Source organism: Bacillus sp. FG16 (assembly GCF_057809515.1).
On the sequence record NZ_JBMDKC010000217.1, the window covers coordinates 1 to 2284 of the forward strand.

2 protein-coding genes are annotated in these 2284 nt (G+C 32.0%); one reads left to right on the forward strand and one right to left on the reverse strand.

The window, feature by feature from the left end:
- Nucleotides 1–222: 222 nt before the first annotated feature.
- Nucleotides 223–1014 carry a sulfotransferase family 2 domain-containing protein gene (locus tag ACODS7_RS31715; RefSeq protein WP_043936294.1) on the forward strand — a complete coding sequence of 264 codons (792 nt, stop codon included), beginning with the start codon at nt 223–225 and terminating at the stop codon, nt 1012–1014.
- Between the two features lie 86 nt (nt 1015–1100).
- On the opposite strand, the gene ACODS7_RS31720 is transcribed toward ACODS7_RS31715, so the two are convergent.
- Nucleotides 1101–2021: a DMT family transporter gene (locus tag ACODS7_RS31720; protein ID WP_048564185.1), complete on the reverse strand. Its 921-nt coding sequence runs from the start codon at nt 2019–2021 to the stop codon at nt 1101–1103.
- Nucleotides 2022–2284 lie beyond the last annotated feature (263 nt).

Genomic DNA, 2284 nt, shown 5'->3' on the forward strand with positions numbered 1-2284 from the left:
CGACTTCCTTATGTTAACATCTTCGTTAGTTAATGTCAACTAAGTTTTTTATTTCGTTTGTCGTTTTCTGCGTTATTGCATCGGCGACTTGTCCTATATTACACCTCTATATAATAATAGTCAATATTAATCTTTCATTTTTTTAAAAAGATGAAAAAGACTCTCATACCCCCTCTTTATTCCTCATACACATCAGTAAAATAACTGAAAGGAGTGTAGAACTTGTTCGATCCTTCTTTATTACACACCATAAGCGCCCATTCAAGAAGCCCACACTATCATAGGAAGTTTCCCATCATTCTATTTTGGAGTCAAAAAAGCGGTTGCACTTCTCTTGCCAATTGGTTCTTTTACCAGATTGATTTATTACAAACAGCTCTAAGTTATAGTCCTTTCATTCATAATTTTGAATACGATATATACAAAAGTACACCTGCCTATAGTGTACGACTAGGAGTAGCGTTACGAGAAAAACAAAAAGAAACGTTTAAACTTGTTCGTAATCCTTACAGGAGAGCAGTCAGTTCTTTCGTGTCCTTAATTGGACCTCCTTATATGGAAAATCCCGAATGGAAACCCATCCGAAAGTTTTTATATCAAGATGAAAATTCCCCCAAAGGGATCTCATTTAAACAATTTCTATACTATCTATTTATGAAAGGGGCTCACTCAAGTGATATTAACCCACATTTCACACAACAATATATAGCTGGTGAAGAAGAATATGTGACCAATTATATATACTTAGAAAACTTCGATCAGGAAATGAAAAAATTAGAAAAGCGTTTCGAATTAAAAACTGCACCAATAAATGAGTTCTCAACATCCTGGCATCATCAAACTCCCGCCATGATTTATAAAGGGAATTTTAGCGAAGGCGATATTACTGATCCTTTATTTCCCCGTCATCCAACTTTTGAAAGCTTTTATGATACTGAATGTATACAACTCGTTCAAACAATATTTCAAAATGATTTCGACACATATAAATACAGCAAAGAATATCTATACTAATTTTAGTCTATTATCTTTGCTAAATAAAAAAGATACCTCATATATAAGGTATCTTTTTTACATGTCAATTATATAAATCATACTGTTTAGCAGTCTCTATTCTTCACCTTATTACCTTTTAATAGATTACATAACTTTTGCTTATCCGCCCATCCTACTCCGGTTAAAACTAAACTTGCTCCCATTATTACTCTCCCTGTCAGAGATTCATTTAATAGAATAATTGAAGTAACAATACTTATTAATGGTAATGCATTTAAATATAATCCGCTTACTGATGCTGAAACTCTCTCTAGCGCTTTATTCCAAAACCAATACGCTAAAATTGTTGCTCCAATAACAAGGTATATTACACTAAGTCCCGTTTTCCAAGTTTCAATCTTTGGTAAACCGTAATAAAGAATTTCTACCAGTGCAAATGGTAATAGAATAACAGCTCCAATAATTAAAGTTAATGTTGTAAAAACCTCGTTTGATAAATACTGTTCTTGTTTTGGTCGTTTTAGCAAAACCGTGTAGAAAGCAAATAGAAAAGTACTTAATAATATCAGGATATCTCCTATTAAAGATACTTCTTGATCAGCACTTTTAGATGGAATCGTAATAAAGAGTACTCCTATAGCACCCAATATAATTCCTATCCAATAATTCAATCGAATTTTCTCTTTCAAGAAGAATGCTGAAAAAAGAATTGTAACTAATGGTAATGCAGCATCTATGATACTAACATGTAATCCACTTGTTAAAGAAATACCGTAGGATGTAAACATAAAGTACCCAGCTACACCGGTAAAAGCTAGTAAACTCATTCTTTTCCATGGAACTTTTTTATGTACAACTGATTTTTGTAGTTGCTTAAATGAAAATAGCATACAAATTCCACCTGCAAAGAAAAGACGAATAAACAACAAAGTAAACGGCTGAATAGATTCTAACGCCCATTTTGTTGGAGCAATAGCTGTCCCCCATAATATAACAGCTACTAATAACATGCATATTTCTTTCATAATCCCCCACACCCATCAAAAATATATGTTAACTACCTTAATTATAGATTTTTTCTTATGTAAAATCCTTTAAAAATACAAAAGGTTATGCAAAAAAAGAGCTGGACCACCATTTTTCACATAACCTTTTTATATAAGATCACAAACATTCTTTTTACATCTCGACTATATTTTTACAAAAGGTAATTCTTACCTTTATATTTTGAGCAATAAAAATAAACACAAAAAAACCTAAGTCGAAACGACTTAGGTTTTTGCTTGGC